Annotated in this window: 19 protein-coding genes; 10 read left to right on the top strand and 9 right to left on the bottom strand. The window is 65.0% G+C overall.

Annotation, left to right across the window (positions count from 1 at the left end):
* Positions 1 to 4: 4 nt before the first annotated feature.
* Genes K3M67_RS01565 through K3M67_RS01550 form a run of 4 tightly spaced genes read right to left on the bottom strand, consistent with a single transcriptional unit; the run spans position 5 to position 2678 of the window.
* Positions 5 to 445 (bottom strand): HIT family protein, encoded by a 441-nt coding sequence (locus K3M67_RS01565; protein WP_285832083.1) that lies wholly within the window; start codon positions 443 to 445, stop codon positions 5 to 7.
* Positions 446 to 454: 9 nt separating this feature from the next.
* Entirely contained in the window at positions 455 to 1090 is a 636-nt protein-coding gene (locus K3M67_RS01560) for a CoA transferase subunit B (RefSeq protein WP_066860450.1), read from the bottom strand.
* Positions 1091 to 1092: 2 nt separating this feature from the next.
* Positions 1093 to 1968: an HAD family acid phosphatase gene (locus tag K3M67_RS01555; protein ID WP_285832082.1), complete on the bottom strand. Its 876-nt coding sequence runs from the start codon at positions 1966 to 1968 to the stop codon at positions 1093 to 1095.
* Positions 1968 to 2678: a CoA transferase subunit A gene (locus K3M67_RS01550; protein ID WP_066860601.1), complete on the bottom strand. Its 711-nt coding sequence runs from the start codon at positions 2676 to 2678 to the stop codon at positions 1968 to 1970. Before K3M67_RS01550 ends, K3M67_RS01555 begins: the two co-directional genes overlap by 1 nt.
* A gap of 88 nt (positions 2679 to 2766) precedes the next feature.
* On the opposite strand from K3M67_RS01550, the gene K3M67_RS01545 reads away from it, so the two are divergent.
* Positions 2767 to 3654: a LysR family transcriptional regulator gene (locus K3M67_RS01545; protein ID WP_285832081.1), complete on the top strand. Its 888-nt coding sequence runs from the start codon at positions 2767 to 2769 to the stop codon at positions 3652 to 3654.
* A 188-nt stretch (positions 3655 to 3842) separates the two neighbouring features.
* Complete coding sequence (locus tag K3M67_RS01540; RefSeq protein ID WP_285832080.1) at positions 3843 to 4442, top strand: hypothetical protein; 600 nt, start codon at positions 3843 to 3845, stop codon at positions 4440 to 4442.
* A 525-nt stretch (positions 4443 to 4967) separates the two neighbouring features.
* Here K3M67_RS01540 and thiS read toward each other — a convergent pair.
* Positions 4968 to 5969: a sulfur carrier protein ThiS gene (thiS, locus tag K3M67_RS01535; protein WP_084439118.1), complete on the bottom strand. Its 1002-nt coding sequence runs from the start codon at positions 5967 to 5969 to the stop codon at positions 4968 to 4970.
* 115 nt (positions 5970 to 6084) lie between these two features.
* Between thiS and aroQ the strand changes: the two genes are divergently transcribed.
* The 7 genes from aroQ to K3M67_RS01500 all read left to right on the top strand — a co-directional run bounded on the left by aroQ (position 6085) and on the right by K3M67_RS01500 (position 10516).
* Positions 6085 to 6525, top strand: a complete 441-nt coding sequence (aroQ, locus tag K3M67_RS01530) for a type II 3-dehydroquinate dehydratase (protein ID WP_066860461.1) — start codon at positions 6085 to 6087, stop codon at positions 6523 to 6525.
* A gap of 83 nt (positions 6526 to 6608) precedes the next feature.
* A complete protein-coding gene (gene accB / locus K3M67_RS01525) occupies positions 6609 to 7097 on the top strand; it encodes an acetyl-CoA carboxylase biotin carboxyl carrier protein (protein WP_066860464.1) in 489 nt (162 codons plus the stop codon).
* Between the two features lie 14 nt (positions 7098 to 7111).
* Entirely contained in the window at positions 7112 to 8464 is a 1353-nt protein-coding gene (gene accC, locus K3M67_RS01520; RefSeq protein WP_066860467.1) for an acetyl-CoA carboxylase biotin carboxylase subunit, read from the top strand.
* A complete protein-coding gene (gene arsC / locus K3M67_RS01515) occupies positions 8461 to 8805 on the top strand; it encodes an arsenate reductase (glutaredoxin) (protein WP_285832079.1) in 345 nt (114 codons plus the stop codon). The genes accC and arsC overlap by 4 nt, the downstream gene beginning before the upstream one ends.
* Before the next feature lie 76 nt (positions 8806 to 8881).
* Positions 8882 to 9226 (top strand): DUF6152 family protein, encoded by a 345-nt coding sequence (locus K3M67_RS01510; protein WP_066860473.1) that lies wholly within the window; start codon positions 8882 to 8884, stop codon positions 9224 to 9226.
* Positions 9227 to 9688, top strand: a complete 462-nt coding sequence (locus tag K3M67_RS01505; RefSeq protein WP_285832078.1) for a DUF6644 family protein — start codon at positions 9227 to 9229, stop codon at positions 9686 to 9688.
* A gap of 78 nt (positions 9689 to 9766) precedes the next feature.
* Positions 9767 to 10516 carry a ParA family protein gene (locus K3M67_RS01500; protein ID WP_066860476.1) on the top strand — a complete coding sequence of 250 codons (750 nt, stop codon included), beginning with the start codon at positions 9767 to 9769 and terminating at the stop codon, positions 10514 to 10516.
* 8 nt (positions 10517 to 10524) lie between these two features.
* Here K3M67_RS01500 and K3M67_RS01495 read toward each other — a convergent pair whose 3' ends face one another.
* On the bottom strand, positions 10525 to 12819 hold the full coding sequence (locus K3M67_RS01495; RefSeq protein WP_285832077.1) for a putative bifunctional diguanylate cyclase/phosphodiesterase: 2295 nt from the start codon (positions 12817 to 12819) through the stop codon (positions 10525 to 10527).
* Positions 12820 to 12935: 116 nt separating this feature from the next.
* Positions 12936 to 14657, bottom strand: a complete 1722-nt coding sequence (locus tag K3M67_RS01490) for a fatty acyl-AMP ligase (protein WP_066860613.1) — start codon at positions 14655 to 14657, stop codon at positions 12936 to 12938.
* A gap of 186 nt (positions 14658 to 14843) precedes the next feature.
* On the opposite strand from K3M67_RS01490, the gene K3M67_RS01485 reads away from it, so the two are divergent.
* Complete coding sequence (locus K3M67_RS01485; protein WP_285832076.1) at positions 14844 to 15368, top strand: regulatory protein RecX; 525 nt, start codon at positions 14844 to 14846, stop codon at positions 15366 to 15368.
* Positions 15369 to 15399: 31 nt separating this feature from the next.
* On the opposite strand, the gene K3M67_RS01480 is transcribed toward K3M67_RS01485, so the two are convergent.
* Positions 15400 to 16767: an ATP-binding protein gene (locus K3M67_RS01480; protein WP_285832075.1), complete on the bottom strand. Its 1368-nt coding sequence runs from the start codon at positions 16765 to 16767 to the stop codon at positions 15400 to 15402.
* The gene (locus tag K3M67_RS01475; RefSeq protein ID WP_066860485.1) at positions 16764 to 17483 is read right to left on the bottom strand and encodes a response regulator; all 720 of its coding nucleotides are present in this window, start codon (positions 17481 to 17483) and stop codon (positions 16764 to 16766) included. The genes K3M67_RS01480 and K3M67_RS01475 overlap by 4 nt, the downstream gene beginning before the upstream one ends.
* Between the last annotated feature and the right edge of the window lie 87 nt (positions 17484 to 17570).

Genomic DNA, 17570 nt, shown 5'->3' with positions numbered 1-17570 from the left:
GGCATCAGAACTGCGCGCGAATCTCGTCGGCCAGCGCCTGCAACGCCGTCATATCGGCCTGCTTGCCATGGCCATGGGCGGCAAAGCCCCTGGGGTCGCCCTCCCAGCGCGGCAGGATATGGACATGCAGGTGAAAGATGGTCTGCCCCGCCGGCGCGCCGTTGAACTGGGCAATCTGGATGCCGTCGGGATTCAGCGCCCGGCGGATGGCGGTGGCGACCTTCTTGGTGGTCGCCATCACCTGCGCCAGCGCCTCCTCCTCGATCTCCAGCAGGTTGCGCGCCTTCGACCATTTGGAAATGACCAGCGCATGGCCTCGGGTCTGCGGCATGATGTCGAGAAAGGCGAAGGTCGTCTCGTCCTGGTAAAGCGCCGTCGCCGGGATCTTGCCCGCCAGGATCAACGCAAAGACATTGCTCTCGTCATAGGTGCCGTCGAGGCTCATGAAACGCCCTTAACTCAGATAATGGGCGCTCGTCTTAGCAGCGACTTCCTCCGCCGTCACGCCCGGCGCCAGCTCGACCAGCCGGAACGGGCTGTCATGGTCGGGACGCTGGAAGACGCAGAGGTCGGTGACGATCATGTCGACCACATTCTTGCCGGTCAGCGGCAGGGTGCAGGCCGGAATGAACTTGGGCGTGCCGTCCTTGGACGTATGCTCCATCACCACGATGATCTTTTTGACGCCTGCCACCAGGTCCATGGCGCCGCCCATGCCCTTGATCATCTTGCCGGGGATCATCCAGTTGGCAATGTCGCCATTCTCGGCCACTTCCATCGCCCCCAGGACGGTCAGGTCGATATGCCCGCCGCGGATCATGGCGAAACTGTCGGCGCTGGAGAAATAGGCCGATTGCGGCAGTTCGCTGATCGTCTGCTTGCCCGCATTGATGAGGTCAGCATCCTCCTCGCCCTCATAGGGAAAGGGGCCGATGCCCAGCATCCCGTTCTCCGACTGGAGCGTCACCTCCACGCCTTCGGGTATATGGTTCGCCACCAGCGTCGGAATACCGATGCCCAGGTTCACATAGAAGCCGTCCTGCAATTCCTTCGCCGCGCGCGCGGCCATCTCGTCACGAGTCCAGGGCATCGTCACTTCTCCCCTTCGGCGGGCGGCGCCCACCTCTTGTCCATCGGAAACACATCGTCGAACCCGCCCTTGAGGCCGCTGCCATAGACGGGATTGGGCATCACGAACCAGCCATTGCCCCACAGGCCCGCGATCGGCGACCGCATGGTCGCGGCGCGGCGGGCAGCGGGCGAAGGCTTGTCCGCATTGAACAGATCGGAAAAATCGCCCAGTTGGTCGCCACCCATGGCGATGACGCAATAGCGGGCGGAAATCGTCCAGCGGCGGCCATCCTTGCGCGATCCCATGGCGTCGTCGCCGCTCAGAAACAGCGTCTGACCATGCACCGCCTCGCCAAGGCCGGCCGCCTTGATCGCCCGGACGGTCGCATCGGCATTGGCCGCCGACCGGTTGGTGTTGAAGATCACGGTCACGCCCATCGCCCGCAGCGCTCGAAGTCCTTCCGCCGCGCCTGGCACCGGCCCGACCGCGCCCTGGCCGGTCTTTTCCCAGGCGTCCCAGTCCGCCTCGTTCCATCCCCGGCCGGTGCTGGCATCATGATATTCATAGCCGATGTTCAGCATTACCGTCTCGTCGACGTCGAACACTACGGCGAGCGGCTTGCCCCCGCATGGCAGAAATGTCGGCGCGTCCAGGCGCGCGCCCTCCGCCAGCACCACGCTATCGGCCGGGCGCGCCTTCACCCTGGCCGCCACATAGCCGAGCAGCCCTTGCCAGGCCTGCGCCGAAAGCGCCGCCGCCTCGCCCGACCCGTAGAGATATTGCATCCCCGCAGGCGGGCTGGCCGGCACTGCCCGAATCGCGGCCGGCCGCTGGGCCGAACATCCGCCGAGCGCCACGAGCAGCATCACGCCCGCGCGGCGCATCGCCTGCGCCATCACGCCGCTTCCCGTGCCCGCACCGTCCGGAACTCGATCTTCTTGTCATAGGGCGCGCCCACGATCATGCGCTTCACATAGATGCCCGGCAGGTGGATCGCGTCGGGATCGAGGCTGCCGGTCGGCACCACTTCCTCGACCTCGGCGACGCAGATTTTCGCGGCGGTCGCCATCGGCTGGTTGAAGTTGCGCGCGGTCTTGCGGAAGATCAGGTTGCCGCTCTCGTCCGCCTTCCAGCCCTTGATGATCGCGACATCGGCGAAGATGCCACGCTCGAGGATATAGTCCTGCCCGTCGAAAGTCTTGACTTCCTTGCCCTCGGCCACGGCCGTGCCGACGCCGGTCTTGGTGTAGAAGCCGGGAATGCCCGCCCCGCCCGCGCGGCACCGCTCGGCCAGCGTCCCCTGCGGGCAGAATTCCACCTCCAGCTCGCCGGCCAGATATTGCCGCTCGAATTCCTTATTCTCCCCGACATAGGAGGAGATCATCTTCTTCACCTGCTTCGTGCGCAACAGCTTGCCCAGCCCCTCGCCGTCGATCCCGGCATTGTTGCTGGCGATGGTCAGGTCCTTGACGCCCGAATCGCGGATCGCGTCGATCAGCCGTTCGGGAATGCCGCACAGGCCGAAGCCGCCCGCGCACAGATGCATCCCGTCGAACAGCAATCCGTCCAGCGCAGAAGCGGCGTCGGGGTAGAGCTTCTTGACCATCGGCATCCATCCTTCTCAAAGTTGGCTATCTTCTAGGCAGGCCGACCGATCAATACCAATGATTTGTTTTTTCGGTTAAGACAAAACAATGTCTATCAATCGCATCGCCTTCTACCATCTGGAAACGTTGCTGTGGATCGCCCGGCTCGGCACCTTCGCGGCCGCGGCGGCGCGCCTGAACACGACCCAGCCCGCCATTTCCGCCCGGGTGCGCGAACTGGAAAGCCATCTCGGCACCGCGCTCTTCCGGCGCGAGGGGCGGACGATGGCGCTCACCCCCGCCGGGCGCGAACTGGTGCGCGAAAGCGAACCGCTCTGGGCGCGCTTCCAGGGCGTGCTGATGGGATGCAGCGACATAGCGGGCGCGACCGGCATCATCCGCATCGGCGCGGGCGAGATCGCGGCGGCCAGCTGCCTGCCCGGCTTCGTCGCCCAGCTTGGCCGCGATCTGCCCCATGTCAGCCTTGAGGTCGACATCGCCCTAACCGCCGACCTGATCCAGCAACTGGCGGCCGGCCATGCCGACATCGCCTTCGCCGCCGGCCGGATCGCCCATCCGATGCTGCGCACCGCGCCGATCGGCGGAGTCGATCTGCTCTGGCTGGCCAGCCCGGCGACGCTGGCGGCCATGGATGCGGCCAGGACGCCGATCTGGTCGCTCTCCAACCTCTCGCCGCTCTACCGCATCATGAAGGAAGCGATCGCTGCCTCGGCCCTGGCCGACTGCCCGGTCAACCTGTGCAACAATGTCCGCACCATGATCGACATCGTGCTGGAAGGCGGCGGCATCGGCATCTTCCCCCAGCCCATGGCACGCCAGCAGCTGGCCAGCGGCCGGCTGGTCGCGGTACCGGGCGCCCCCGCCATGCCCCCCGTCGACTTCCACGTCGCCGTCCGCGCCGCCGAAACCGACCCCCTCGTCCTCGCCATCTTCGACCGGGCCAGTCGGCTGGAACTACGCGGGAACACGAGGTAAATCGACATCATGCCCCCCGGCGCACGACGCACCCCGCCTGCACAGGAATGACGAAATGGGGTGGAGTGCGGACATTGCCCCACGCCGTCATCCCGGACTTGATCTGGGATCCATGAGCCTCAACCTCTCAAGAATGTGCAGGCGTCGAGCAAATGGATGCCGGGTCAAGCCCGGCATGACGGCAGGCGGTGGTTAAGCGACTGAAGGCTCTGAAAGTTGAAGACGCTATAGCTGCCGTTCCGCAACGGCAGTATGTCGCCATCATGAACGATGAGGCCTCAACTGACACGGACTGCTATTGTGGATCGCTGCCTGATCTTGCTGTGGTCCCGATGGGTTCCGATGGTTTGGATGAACGCGTATTTGCGTCCTTTGAGCGGCTCGCCGAGCATGGAGGCGATCAATGGTGGCTCTATGTCTCAAACTGTCACCGGTGTTCGCAAGATTGGATGATCGCATCCGACGAGCGCATTTACGACAATCACTATCTGCGCCGCATCACACCGTCCGTTCGGCAAGCCGCTGTGGAAAATGGGCGGTGGCCCGACGAGTTCATGACCTACGAGCAGGTTTTAAGGATCGGCCGAACCATGAGCACACCGTGGACATTTCTCGACCGTCGTTCGCCGGGACTGGTCTGGACGGCCGAAGACTTACGTCGAGAAAAGCCCGACATCTCATTTGCTGAGATTGCCTATCTGCTTGGCATCCCCGAGCCTGATGCTGTTCGCTTGCTGCAAAAGCCGACGTTTATGGACCGCTTTCGGGCATGGCTCTCGCGCCATTGAACGGCAAAAACTGGTCGCAAGCGCCCCCCCCTAACCTCTCCCAAAAAGGGACGTGAGCGCCAGGGACTGTTACTGGCCATCCTCCCCTGGAAGGGAGTTCACCAGAGTCACCTGCCTCTGTTGAACAGGGCGCAGCCCTGACGGAAGGGTGTCCTGCTGCCGACGCCCGCCCGCTACCCCTCCAGCAGCCGATTTCCCCACCCGATGTCGCCCGCCGCCCGCGCGCGCCACAAACGACTTTCCTATCCGGCGCGGCTCTGATCCACCCTCGGCGATGGATCCGCGCGCCCCAATCCCCCCTGTCCACTACCCCACAGCGACCATCCCACAACAGGGGCGCGCCCGTGACGGGGCCGACGCGTGCCCGTCGCGTCAGGCGCGCGTGGATGGGACCCGACCGGCGCGTCGGGGACGTGTCGCAGGCGCATCGCGGAAGCGTCGCGAGCGCAATCGGCCCGAAAAGCCCGACGACAGTGTGAACTTCGGAGGAGAACCCAACCGGCGCGTCGCTCCGAACGCCCGCCCCTAGATCAGCCCGGCCAGCGGGCTCGAGGGATCGGCATACATGCGCTTGCCCATGCGCCCGGCGCGATAGGCCATGCGGCCCGCTTCCACGCCCGCCTTCATCGCGGCGGCCATCAGCACCGGGTCTTTCGCTTCGGCGATCGCGGTGTTCATCAGGACGCCGGTGCAACCCAGTTCCATCGCCTGCGCCGCTTCCGATGCGGTGCCAACGCCCGCATCGACCAGAACGGGCAGCTTGGTGCCTTCCACGATCAGGCGGATCGTCACCCGGTTCTGGATGCCCAGCCCCGACCCGATCGGCGCGCCGAGCGGCATGATCGCGACCGCGCCGACATCCTCCAGCCGCTTGGCCGCGATCGGATCGTCGACGCAATAGACCATCGGCTTGAAGCCTTCCTTGGCGAGAACTTCCGTAGCACGAAGAGTCTCGACCATGTCGGGATAGAGCGTCCGCGCCTCGCCCAGCACCTCCAGCTTGACCAGATCCCATCCGCCCGCCTCGCGCGCCAGCCGCAGGGTGCGGATCGCCTCCTCTCCAGTGAAGCAGCCCGCGGTGTTGGGCAGATAAGTGATCTTCTTCGGGTCGATATAGTCGGTCAGCATCGGCGCCTTGGGATCGCTGACATTCACGCGCCGCACCGCGACCGTGACGATCTCCGCCCCCGACGCCGCCAGCGCCGCCGCATTCTGCTCGAAGCTCTTATATTTGCCCGTCCCCACGATCAGGCGCGATCGGAATGTCTTGCCCGCAACGGTCCAGCTGTCATCATCCAGGGCGGTCACGTCGCCGCCACCCACGAAATGCACGATCTCCAGTTCGTCGCCATCCTCGACCCGGACCTGCGCCAGGGTGGAACGCGGCACAACCTCCAGATTGCGCTCCACCGCCACCTTTTCCGGCACGAAGCCCAGTTCGCTGGCCAGTTCGGCCAGGGTCTGTCCCTCGCGGATGCGGCGATGCTCGCCATTGATGCGGATGGAAATGGTGCCGTCTATGCTCACTATGCTTTCCCGAACATGCGAAGTGTCTCGACTAGGCGAGACAGGAAGGGCTAAGGATCGTGGCCGCATATAGGGGCGCTTGTCCCCGGCTCGCAACAGAAGAAGGGGGATCGCCTTGGCCGACACGCGCAAAATCTATGTGCTGAACGGACCCAATCTCAACATGCTCGGCACCCGTGAGCCGGACATTTACGGCTATGACACGCTGGACGATATCGCCGAGCGGATGGAGGACGCGGCCAATCGCGCCCATGTGGAGATCGATTTCCGCCAGTCCAACCATGAAGGCCATCTGATCGACTGGGTGCAGGAAGCGCATCAGGAGGGCGCGCACGCCATCATCATGAACCCCGGCGGCCTGACCCACACGTCGATCGCTCTGCATGACGCGATCAAGGCGGTCACCGTGCCGGTGATCGAAATCCACCTGTCCAATCCGCACGCGCGCGAGCCTTTTCGCCACAAAAGCTATGTCGGGATGGCGGCCAGGGGGACGATCGCGGGCTTTGGCCCGCTCTCCTACATGCTCGCGCTGGAGGCCGCGCTCGAATTGTAACTCGACGCACGAAAGTTGCGCTTTGCCGTAAATACGCATAGGCGCGGGCACCAGAAACGACATTCACCGGCCAGGGACTTCACATGACCGAAAAACAGGAAAAGGGCGCAATGCAGGTTGACGTGCAGCTGGTGCGCGATCTCGCCGCGCTGCTGGACGACACCAACCTGACGGAAATCGAGGTGGAAGATGGCGATCGGAAGATCCGCGTCGCGCGCAAGGCCGCGTCCGCCGCCGCGCCCGTCTATGCCGCCGCGCCGGCCGCCGCCCCCGTCGCTGCTGCCCCGGCCGCTGCGCCCGCCGCTCCCGCTACGGCGGCCGAATCCGGCCTCCCCGCCGGCACCGTGGTCAAGTCGCCGATCGTCGGCACCGCCTATCTCTCGGCCGAACCGGGCGCCGCGCCCTTCGCCCGCATCGGATCGCAGGTCGCCGCCGGCGAAACCGTCCTGATCGTGGAGGCCATGAAGGTCATGAACGCGATCACCGCTCCCTCGGCCGGCACGGTCAAGGCGGTGCTGGTCGATAACGGCCAGCCGGTCGAATATGACCAGCCGCTGATCGTGATCGAATAAGGCCCGCATCGCTCATGGCCATCGAAAAGCTGCTGATCGCCAACCGCGGCGAGATCGCGCTCCGCATCCACCGCGCCTGCCATGAAATGGGCATCAAGACCGTCGCGGTCCACTCCACCGCCGACGCGGACGCCATGCATGTGCGCCTCGCCGACGAAGCGATCTGCATTGGCCCGCCCGCGGCCAAGGACAGCTATCTGAACATCGCCGCGATCATTTCGGCGGCGGAGATCAGTGGCGCGGACGCGATCCACCCCGGCTATGGCTTCCTCAGCGAAAACGCCAAGTTCGCCGAAATCGTGGAGGCGCACGGGATCGCCTTCGTCGGTCCCAAGCCCGAACATATCCGCACCATGGGTGACAAGATCGAGGCGAAGCGCACTGCCGGCGCGCTCGGCCTGCCGCTCGTCCCCGGTTCGGACGGCGCGGTCAGCGACCTTGAAGAGGCCAAGGCGATTGCCGAGGCGGCTGGTTATCCCGTCATCATCAAGGCGGCATCGGGCGGCGGCGGTCGCGGCATGAAGGTCTGCACCTCGCCCGACAGCCTTGAAACGCTGATGCAGCAGGCGGGGTCCGAAGCGAAGGCCGCCTTTGGCGACGCCACCGTCTATATCGAGAAATATCTCGGAAATCCGCGCCATATCGAAATCCAGATCTTCGGCGACGGCAAAGGCAACGCCATTCACCTCGGCGAACGCGACTGCTCGCTCCAGCGCCGTCACCAGAAGGTGCTGGAGGAAGCCCCCTCCCCCGTCCTGTCGCAGGCCGAACGGGAACGCATTGGCGGCATCTGCGCCAAGGCGATGGCCGACATGGGCTATCGCGGCGCGGGCACGATCGAGTTCCTGTGGGAAAATGGCGAATTCTACTTCATCGAGATGAACACCCGGCTTCAGGTGGAACATCCGGTGACGGAGATGATCACCGGCCTCGATCTGGTACGCGAACAGATCCGCGTCGCCGAAGGCAAGCCCCTGTCGGTGGCGCAGGAGGATATCCGCTTCACCGGCCATGCCATCGAATGCCGCATCAACGCCGAGGACCCAAAGACCTTTGCTCCCTCGCCGGGCGTCGTCACCAGCTATCATGTTCCGGGCGGGATGCACGTCCGCGTCGATAGCGGTCTCTATCAAGGCTATCGGGTACCGCCCTATTATGACTCCATGATCGGCAAGCTGATCGTCTATGGCCGCACCCGCGAGGGCGCGATCATGCGGCTCAAGCGCGCGCTGGACGAATATGTGATCGAGGGGATGAAGACCACCATCCCGCTGCATCAGGCGCTGCTGACCGATCCCGATTTCCTCAACGGCGACTATACGATCAAGTGGCTGGAGGATTGGCTGGCGCGTGAGGACAAGGCGTGAAGGCCAGCATCTGGCATAACTCCCGCTGTTCCAAGTCGCGTCAGGCGCTGGCGATCCTGACGGAGATGCCGGGCGTGGAGGTGGAGGTCTTCGACTATCTGAAGACGCCGCCCACCCGCACGGAGATCGAGGCCGTGCTGGCCAGGGCCGGCGTCCGCCCGTCCGAAGCCGTCCGCAAGGGCGAGGCCGTGGTGAAGGACATCGGCCTCGACACCAGCGACGACGCTGCCGTGCTGGACGCGATGGCGCGGCACCCGATCCTGATCGAACGCCCGATCGTCATCACCGACAAGGGCGCCGTCATCGCCCGCCCGCCGGAAAAGGCGCGCGACGTCCTTTAATCCGCGTCGCGATGCGGTCGGAGGAACCGTGGCGGCATCCAGGAGTCCTGTTGACAGGTCAACCGGGAGTCCTGCCATGAACCGCTTATGGGTCGCCGCCTTCCTCCTGTCCGTTCCAGCCACCGCCATCGCCCATCATGGCTGGAGCAGCTACGACGCATCGAAGACGATGAAGATCACCGCGCCGCTCACCGATGTCCGCTGGGGCAATCCGCACGGGAGCGCGAAGCTGACCTGGCAGAAACGGACTTGGGACGTCGTGCTCGCCCCGGTTGCCCGGATGGAGCAGCGCGGACTGAGCAAGGACATGCTATCCGACGGCAAGCCGGTAACGCTGGAAGGCTATCCCCGTCGCGACGGCGCGGCGGAAATGCGCATCGAACGCATCACCGCGCATGGCAAGACCGTCGAGTTGCGCTGATTGATCGCGGAGCTTGCCGCAGCATTGGAGACCAGCCCGCTGGGAATGATGGCGCGCGAATCGGCCTGGGTCTATCCGCTTGCCAATATCGTCCACCTGCTGGGCCTGATCCTGCTGGTGGGTGGCATCGGTCTTCTCGACCTGCGGCTCGCCGGCTGCTTTCGCACCCTGCCGCTCGTCCCGCTCTGCCGCGCGCTCACTCCGTTTGCGATCCTGGGTCTGCTGCTGCTCGCCGGGAGCGGTACGCTGCTGTTCGTCGCCGATGCCGGAGCGCTGGTCCGATCGCCACGATTTCAGGCAAAGCTGCTGCTGATCGCCATCGCGCTGGCCAATGTCCTTGTCTTCCGACTGCTGTGGCGCGGCGAGACGACACCCCATCTCCTGCTTCGCGTCGTGGCGCTCCTTTCGCTTCTACTGTGGTTGACAGTGGCGGCGCTCGGACGACTGATCGCCTATGCCTGAACCAACCGTCACCACCGCGTAACAAAGCAATGATTTGAGCGCTTGCTTTGGCGCGAGGACGAACTAGCCTCCCCGTTCATGGCAAAGGAACCGGCATTGGCGACCATCGCCGTCTACAGCCTCAAAGGCGGCGTGGGCAAAACCACCTTCGCGATCAACCTGGCCTGGGCATCGGCCAGCATCTCGAAGCGGCGCACGCTGCTATGGGATCTGGACCCCCAGGCGGCGGCGAGTTGGCTCATCTCCACCGACATGACCAGCCGCGACGCCGCGCAGGCGATCTTCAGCAAGGATGTGGAGGTCAGGAAGCTGATCCAGCCTTCGACCGTGCCGGGGCTGGACCTGATCGCCGCCGACACATCGCTCCGCGGCCTAGATCACCTCTTTCGCGAGATGGACAAGAAGAAGCGGCTGGCGAAGCTGATCGAGAGCCTGGGCAAGGATTATGACCGCATCATCCTCGATTGCCCGCCGGGGCTGACCGAAACCAGCGAACAGGTGCTGCGCGCCGCCGACCTGATCGTCATCCCTGTCATCCCCTCCCCGCTATCGCAGCGGGCAATGGGCGAGGTCGCCCGCTATCTGGTCCAGCGCGGCGGCAGCCATGCTCCGATCCTGCCGGTCTATTCGATGGTCGATCGTCGCCGCGGCCTGCACCGCGCGGCTCTGGAAAGCCAGTCCGGCTGGCACGCCATTCCGATGGCAAGCACGATCGAGCAGATGACAGTGCGCCGCAAGCCGCTGGGTGCCTTCGCTCCCACCTCACCGCCAGCGCAGGCCTTCGCGTCGTTGTGGACGCTCGTGGAGCGTCAGCTTCAGGCCAGATAGCCCGTCGTTCAGGCGATCGCTTGCTGCAAGGGCTTGGGAAACAACCGCGCGGCATCGGCGGCCGGCATCGGGCGTCCGAAATAATAGCCCTGAACCTTCCTGCACCCGAGGGCGCGGACCATTTCCAGTTCGGCCTCCGTTTCCACACCCTCGGCCGTGGTCGCCATGCCCAGACTATCCGCCAGCGTCACGACGGCGCGGATGATCGCCAGGCTCTCGGCGACATTCTTCGACGCGCCGACAACGAAGCTGCGATCAATCTTGATGGTATCGAACCGGGTGCGGCTGAGGTAACCGAGCGAGGAATAGCCGGTGCCGAAATCATCGAGCGACAGCTGGATGCCAAGGCCCAGCAACTGGTCGAGTACGCGCAGTGCGCCGGCATCATCGTTCATGAAGACGCTCTCGGTGACTTCGAGTTCCAGCCGCCGCGCGTCGAGCCCGCTCTGCGCCAGGGCCGACATCACCGCCGCGACGAAGCTGGGATGCGTCAGCTGCTCGGCGGAGACGTTGACGGCGATGCGTACATCCTCGGGCCAAGTCGTGGCCTGGTGGCAAGCGGTGCGCAACACCCATTCGCCGATCGGACCGATCAGCCGGGCCTCCTCCGCGACGGGAACGAACTTGACAGGGGACACCGGCCCCAGTTCCGGGTGGGTCCAGCGCACCAGCGCCTCGAAGCCCACCACCCGGCCCTCGGCTGCATCCACCACCGGCTGATAGAGGACGTGCAACTGATCCTTTTCCAATGCATCGCGCAACGCCAGTTCGAGCTGGCGCCGTTCCTCAGCCTCGGCGTGAAGCTGCGGCTCATAGGCGCAATGGATGCCGCCGCCCTCTCCCTTGGCGCGATAGAGGGCCAGGTCGGCGCTGCGGATCAGTGCATCGGATTCGGTACCGTCGGTGGGCGCCTGGGCCGACCCGACCGAGGCCCCGACATGCAGCACATGCCGATCGACCTGATAGGGTGCCGACAGCGCTCCGATGATCGCGCTGGACAATCTGGCGATGCCATGGCTGTCGGCGTGCGGGATGACCACGGCGAACTCGTCGCCGCCGATCCGCCCGCAGAACCCCCGCCCGGAACAGACCTGATGCAGACGCTGCGCCACCTGGCTCAGCAACCGGTCACCCGTCTGGTGGCCCAGCGTATCGTTGATCGCCTTGAACCGATCGAGGTCGATCATCAGGAAGGCGCAACCCGGCGCACGGCCCTGCTCCCCGGCCATCGCCTGATCGAGCGCCTCCCGCAGATGCGCCCGGTTGGGCAAGCCGGTCAGCGGATCGAAACGCGCAAGCTGCGCGATTTTGTCGGCCGATTCGCGCTGGATCGTGACATCCGATCCGACACCCCGGAACCCCAGAAAGGCGCCGGCTTCGTCATGACGCGGTGACGCCGACAATTCCCACCAGCGAACGGCGCCCTGAACCTCGACCGGCAGCACCAGGTTGCTGAAACTTTCGCGATGCTTGAGATGGTCGGCCAGACTGTGCAGGCCAGCGGCGAATCGCCCGCTCTCCCAGCTGCTGCCAGCGAGCGCCTGGACGAGCGGCATACCCTCCAACTGCTCGGGCGTCCGGCCCAGCATGTCGGCGAAACGCCTGGAAACTCCGCTGATCCGGCGCAGCGGATCGGTCTGCCACAACCAGTCCGAACCGCCTCCCTCATATTCGCGCAGCAGCAGGCTCACGACCTCGCTCTTTTCCTCCAGCTGCGCCGTCGTGCTGTGCTGGCGCGCGAAGGTGCGAGCATAGATGCAGCAGCCCGCCAGCAACAGCAGCGCATAGCTGGTCGAAAGCGCGCGCAGCGGGAGTTGACCGTTATCGTCGAACATGGCGAACAAGCCGAGGATGCAGGTGAGCAGGAAAGCGCTGGCTGCCAACGGCGTCGCCGCATAGCTGATCGCGCCACACACCATGACGCAGCTGACCAGGGTCCAAAGCGCCACCAGTTCCTCGGTCGCGCCCATATGAGACAAGGCGGGCATGGTGGCCGTCCAAGAGAGCCCGTGCAGCCAAGCGCCAAGTCCATGCCACCGCAGACCCGCTGCATCCACGCTAGCCCGGCGGCGCCGATCATCCAGCAGCATCATGATCACCGTGGCGGCGATCAGCCCCCCGCTCCACAGTCCCAGCCGCAGGGCCGAGCAACAATGGGAGAAAACCTGCCAGACGAACAACATGCCGCACAGATTCATGCCATGGCGCAGGATCGCCATGCGATCGGCAGCGTGCAGCTGCGCCTCCAATATCCGCCCCGCAGCCTCACCGTCAAGCGCACGCAGGCCCATCAGGGCGCGCATCGACGCACGCTCCTGACGCTCCGGTTCGACATTGTTTCGCTGCTGAATGCCCACAACCCGGCGATAGCAGGCAGGGGTTAGCAATCAGTAACCTTGCGAGCGGGAATGATCGCCCGTCAGGCCGCGATGTCGTAGGGGCGGATTTCACCGGTCAGATAGAGGTTGCGCGCCTTCGACCGGCTGAGCTTGCCCGAGCTGGTGCGCGGCAGGGTGCGCGGCGGCACCAGTTCCACTACGCAGTTCATGCCGGTAATGGCGCGCACTCGCTCGCGGATCTGGTCCCGCAGGCGTGAGCGTTCCTCATTGTCCGACGTGCGGCAATGGACGAGCACGGCCGGCGCTTCCTCGCCACCCGGCGTGGTGATGGCGAAGGCGGCGATGTCGCCCTGCTTGAAACCGGGCAATTGCTCCACCGCCCATTCGATATCCTGCGGCCAGTGATTTTTGCCGTTGATGATGATCATGTCCTTGGCGCGGCCGACTATGTAGAGATAGCCATCGCTGAGATAACCCATATCTCCTGTGTCGAGCCAACCGTCGGCCATACAAGCCTTGGTCGCGGCCTCGTCACGGAAATAGCCGACCATCAGCGACGGGCCGGTGGTCCACACTTTGCCGATCTGCCGTTCGTTCAATGGCGCGCCGTCCTCGTCGCGGATTTCCACGACCATGTCCTTTGCGGGCTTGCCGCAGTTGACGATGGATCGGAAACGCTGCGGCCGGCCTTCGGGTGCATCACCACCCGACAGGTCGGTTTCCTCAACCAGTTCGACGATGATGCCCTCGCCCGGCGGCATGATGGTGACGGCCAGCGTCGCTTCGGCCAGGCCATAGCTCGGCAGGAATGCCTTGGGACTGAAACCCGCATCGGCAAAGGCATCGACGAAGCTCTGCATCACGTCAGGGCGGATCATGTCGGCGCCATTGCCGGCCAGCCGCCAGCGCGACAGGTCGAAACGGTCCTGCGCCTTGGTCTGGCTGGACATGCGGCGGGCGCAGATGTCATAACCAAAGGTTGGCGAGTAGCTGATCGAGGTGCCTTCATTGCGGCTGATGAGGTCCAGCCAGGCGAGCGGACGGCGCGCAAAATCCTCGGTCTTCATGTAGTCGGTCGATACCTGGTTGGCGACGACCGACAGGAAGCAGCCGACCAGCCCCATGTCATGATACCAGGGCAACCAGCTGATGCAGCGGTCGCTGTCCTGCACTTCCATGCCATGGCTGTGCGCCGACAGGTTGCTGAGCAGCGCATGATGCGTCACCGCGACGCCATGGGGGAAGCGGGTCGAGCCGCTCGAATATTGCAGATAGGCGATTTCCTCGCCCCTGGCTTGCGGCAAGGCGCAGGGCACGGCTTCTCGCGCGATAAAATCCTCGAACGCGATGCTTTCGACATTCTTCTGGCGGCCGGATTCACCCGCCATATCCTCCAATTCCTTGGGGAACAGGAACAGCATCGGGTCGCAGCTCGACAATTGGACGTTGAGCTGGTCGATATAGCTTTCCTTGCCACCGAAGCTAGTGGGCAGGGGCAGCGGCACCGGCCAAGCGCCCGCATAGACGATGCCGAAGAAGAGCTGCGCGAAGTCGGCGCCGGTTTCCGCGACCAGAGCGACCCGGTCCTGCGGCTTGACGCCGTGGGCGATCAGGCGGTGAGCGCAGGCGATGGCGTCGGCGCGCAGCTCGCTGAACGGGTAGGGGCGCGCCAGGTTACCACGCGCGTCGTGGAAATTGAGGCCACGCCGCCCCTGCGCCGCATAGTCCAGCGCCTCGCCCAGCGTCTCGAAATCGGAGAAGCGGCGCGGCAGATCATCGGTGGTCGGCGTCGGTGCCATCATCTCTTGCGAACCCGTCATATTGGTTGACCCAATGTCTTAAAAATCGTGAAAGCGCGGCCGCTAGCAGCTTTGACCGCCAGTTGCACCGCCTATTCCATTCCAGCGTCGCTTATTAGCCGACAAGGCGCGGTAAAATTCCGGCCCGACTGTGGCATAAACATGGCGTATCGGGCATTGAGGCACGGCATGACCGGCAAACGCCTCCCTCCGCCGCTTGATGAGTCCGCCCTGCGCGACATGGCGTTGCGCCATGTCGCGCGCTTCGCGACGAGCCGGGGCAAGCTGCTTGCCTATCTCAACCGGAAGCTGCGCGAACGCGGCTGGGACGGAGAGCGCCCTGCCGACCCGGACGCGCTCGCCGACCGTTTCGTCGAGCTGGGTTATATCGATGACGCCGGATATGCGCTGATGAAGAGCGCGGCGCTCGCCCGACGCGGCTATGGCGCTCGACGCGTCGATGAGGCGCTGCGGGCTGCGGGCATAGCGGAGGACGACCGACAGCGGGCGCATACGCAGATGGCATCGGATGCCTGGTCCGCCGCCGACCATTTCGCTCGCCGCAAGCGCCTCGGCCCCTACGCCCCGCAGCCGCTCGATCCCAGGCAAAGGGAAAAGGCGATCGCCGCCTTCCTGCGGGCGGGCCATGCCTATGCGCTGGCGCGCCGTTGGGTGGACGCCGCGCCGGGAGAGGATCTGGCCGAGGACGGCTAGGCCGACGCCACCGTCCCGTTGCCTCTCGGGCTCAAGCCGGTAAAACCAGGCTGGCTTCCAGTCCGCCCCGCGGCCGGTTCGCAAGGCGCAGTTCGCCCTGATGTTCGGCCATGATCGCGCGGACCAGGGCAAGGCCGAGGCCAGCGCCGCCGGTCTCGCGGTTGCGTGATCCTTCCAGGCGGGTGAAAGGCTCCAGCATCTCGGCCATGCGATCCTGGGCGATGCCCGGCCCCTCGTCGGCCACGGCGATGCGGATCATGCCCCCTTCGTGTAGCACCGACACATGGGCGCGGTCGCCATAGACGACGGCATTCTCGATCAGGTTGCGCAGCGCGCGGCGGATCTGCTGCGGCCGGACGAAAGCGACCGCGCGTTCGCCCTCGACCAGGTCGACCGGCGAGCCCAGCTCGATGAAGTCCTCCACCACCGCATCAGCCAGCGCGGCCAGGTCCACCTTCTGCGCCGCCTCCGTGCTGCGCCCGGCGCGGGCGAGCGAGAGAATGTCCTCCAGCATCCGGTTCATCTCGTCGATCGTTTCGGACATCCGCGCCCGTTCGCCGTCATCCTCGACCGATTCAGCGCGGACGCGCAGAGAAGCAAGCGGTGTGCGCAGGTCATGGCCGATCGCACCCAGCATCCGGTCCTTCTCGTCGAACATCGCGATGATGCGCGCGCGCATCGCGTTGAATGCCAGGGTGAGGTCGCGCACGTCACCGGGGCCGCGCTCGTCCACCGGATCGGCCGCGCCGGTGCGGGCGAATTGCTGGGCGGAGCGCGTGAGTTGCTTGAGCGGCCGCGCCAGGCGGCTACCGATCCACAGCAAAGGCAGCAGCACGATGACATAGAGGATCAGCGTCTGGCCAACCAGCCAGCCGCCAAAGCGCGCCGGCCGATCAGCGCCGCTGCGCGCCTGCGCCACGACCCATTTGCCCGGTTCATATTCGGCCGCCAGAGTCAGCAGGCCAACGTTATGATCATGCGGGCCATCTCCATTGGCGCGCATCCGGATGCGTTCCCAGCGCCGGACCGGTATGATTTCGCTATTCTGGACCGCACGAACGGCAAGGATACGCAGGCCGATATCCTCGAACATCACGGTCGCGCGCCGCTCCACATCGGGGCGCGGATCGCCGGTCAGTCGCGGCGCACCGGTGACGAAGCGTGCGCGCATACGGCCGCGTTGCCGGGCGCCTTCCCGTTCCACGCGCCGTTCCGGCCGACTGTCGAGCGCATCGACGACGCGGTAGACCGCCGGCGCGGTCTGGCCGGTGAGTTCCAACCGCTGCCGTTCGCGCAGCAGCAAGCCGAAATTGATCGCCTGCGCCACGAACAGAGCGATCGCGACCAGAGCGATGATCTGGCCGACCAGGCTCTGCGGCCAGAAGCGAAGACGGCTCACAGTTTGCGCACTTCGGCGGACAGAGTGTAGCCACCACCCCAGACGGTCTTGATCAGGGTCGGATTCTTGGGGTCCGGCTCGATCTTCTTGCGCAGTCGGCTGATCTGGTTGTCGATCGCCCGGTCAAAGGCATTAGCCTCGCGCCCCTGGGTGATGTCGAGCAACTGGTCACGGCTCAGCACCTGGTTGGGCCGAGTGGCGAAAGCGAGCATCAGATTATATTCGGCGGTCGAAAGCGGCAGCGACACGCCCTCGCTGTCGACCAGGGTCCGTTCCTGCGCCTTGAGCAACCAGCCGGCAAAGGCGTAGCTGGCTCCGTCTGGCGCTGTGACGCGCTGGCCGCCGGTGGCGACGCGGCGGAAAATCACCTTGATGCGAGCGACCAGTTCACGCGGCGAAAAGGGCTTGAGCACATAGTCGTCGGCGCCCATTTCCAGCCCGACGATGCGGTCGGTCTCTTCAGACCGGGCGGTCAGCAGGATCACCGGTATTTCGCTCGTCTCCCGGATATGACGGCAGAGTGACAGGCCATCCTCGCCGGGCATCATGATGTCGAGAATGACGAGGTCGATCGCGTTCGCGCTCAGCCGCAGCCGGGCTTCAGCCGCATTTTCGACGGCGGTGACGCGAAAGCCGTTGCGCGACAGATATTGCGCCAGCGGTTCGCGGATCGAACGCTCGTCATCGACGAGCAGGAGATGGGGACGGTCGCTCATCTTGGCTGTCTGTCATGGCTTTCAAATGGTTGGAAGGGCGAAGGCATGGGGGGGGGGTAAGCCTTCGCCCTTCCCGTCGGGCGGCTG

This window comes from Sphingobium sp. V4, from assembly GCF_029590555.1.
Taxonomy (GTDB): Bacteria; Pseudomonadota; Alphaproteobacteria; order Sphingomonadales; family Sphingomonadaceae; genus Sphingobium.
The sequence above is the reverse complement of the archived record's forward strand: the minus strand, read 5'-3'. Positions and strand labels throughout refer to the sequence as shown.

What these genes read in the sequence shown, in the direction of transcription:
- K3M67_RS01565 (WP_285832083.1), bottom strand. Translation starts at nt 445, where the DNA reads ATGAGCCTCGACGGCACCTATGACGAGAGCAATGTCTTTGCGTTGATC.
- K3M67_RS01560 (WP_066860450.1), bottom strand. Translation starts at nt 1,090, where the DNA reads ATGCCCTGGACTCGTGACGAGATGGCCGCGCGCGCGGCGAAGGAATTG.
- K3M67_RS01555 (WP_285832082.1), bottom strand. Translation starts at nt 1,968, where the DNA reads ATGGCGCAGGCGATGCGCCGCGCGGGCGTGATGCTGCTCGTGGCGCTC.
- K3M67_RS01550 (WP_066860601.1), bottom strand. Translation starts at nt 2,678, where the DNA reads ATGGTCAAGAAGCTCTACCCCGACGCCGCTTCTGCGCTGGACGGATTG.
- K3M67_RS01545 (WP_285832081.1), top strand. Translation starts at nt 2,767, where the DNA reads ATGTCTATCAATCGCATCGCCTTCTACCATCTGGAAACGTTGCTGTGG.
- accB (WP_066860464.1), top strand. Translation starts at nt 6,609, where the DNA reads ATGACCGAAAAACAGGAAAAGGGCGCAATGCAGGTTGACGTGCAGCTG.
- accC (WP_066860467.1), top strand. Translation starts at nt 7,112, where the DNA reads ATGGCCATCGAAAAGCTGCTGATCGCCAACCGCGGCGAGATCGCGCTC.
- K3M67_RS01510 (WP_066860473.1), top strand. Translation starts at nt 8,882, where the DNA reads ATGAACCGCTTATGGGTCGCCGCCTTCCTCCTGTCCGTTCCAGCCACC.
- K3M67_RS01500 (WP_066860476.1), top strand. Translation starts at nt 9,767, where the DNA reads ATGGCAAAGGAACCGGCATTGGCGACCATCGCCGTCTACAGCCTCAAA.
- K3M67_RS01495 (WP_285832077.1), bottom strand. Translation starts at nt 12,819, where the DNA reads ATGCGCGCCCTGATGGGCCTGCGTGCGCTTGACGGTGAGGCTGCGGGG.
- K3M67_RS01490 (WP_066860613.1), bottom strand. Translation starts at nt 14,657, where the DNA reads ATGATGGCACCGACGCCGACCACCGATGATCTGCCGCGCCGCTTCTCC.
- K3M67_RS01485 (WP_285832076.1), top strand. Translation starts at nt 14,844, where the DNA reads ATGACCGGCAAACGCCTCCCTCCGCCGCTTGATGAGTCCGCCCTGCGC.
- K3M67_RS01475 (WP_066860485.1), bottom strand. Translation starts at nt 17,483, where the DNA reads ATGAGCGACCGTCCCCATCTCCTGCTCGTCGATGACGAGCGTTCGATC.